The 461-nt window shown below is 62.3% G+C and carries 1 protein-coding gene; it reads right to left on the minus strand.

Annotation, left to right across the window (positions count from 1 at the left end; all coding sequences use genetic code 11):
- Nucleotides 1-392 (minus strand): ArdC-like ssDNA-binding domain-containing protein (locus ABT24_RS09840; protein ID WP_286737761.1); only part of this gene is annotated, 392 nt, incomplete at its 3' end.
- Between the last annotated feature and the right edge of the window lie 69 nt (nt 393-461).

Genomic DNA, 461 nt, shown 5'->3' on the forward strand with positions numbered 1-461 from the left:
TGGTGTAGCGTGAACCAGTTGTTGCGCAAGATGAAGATGGTTTTGGTGTCGCTGCCGGGTTCGGATTTGTCGTCGTCCTCTTCGTCGCGGCGGGCGTGAATAGTGACAGGCATGACCATCGCCCAGGCCCGTGAGCCGCGCTTGACTTGGTAGCCGAGTTTCTTCCATCCGGCGTAGCTTGCGACGGGGGCCAAGGTCTCATTACGGAGAATCGCTTCTTCGGCCAGCAGGGTCACGTTTCCTGCGCTGTAGTGGTGAAAGAGGCGATAGGCGGCGGACAAGGTGCCGGGTTGGGTCAGCGCGTGGTTCAGCAGGCGCATCCAGTCGGGTTTGTTGCTGCCCTTGTCGGCGCGTTCGGTTTGGGCTTGGGTTTGTTGACGTGCGGCGTTCATGGCAAGTTCCTTTGCGTTGTGGCGCGGGCGGGGTGCTCGCTGAGCTCCGCGCGGGCGTGGGCCTTCGCC

The organism is Thiomonas sp. SCN 64-16 (assembly GCF_001725585.1).
GTDB classification, from domain to species: domain Bacteria; phylum Pseudomonadota; class Gammaproteobacteria; order Burkholderiales; family Burkholderiaceae_C; genus Thiomonas; species Thiomonas arsenitoxydans.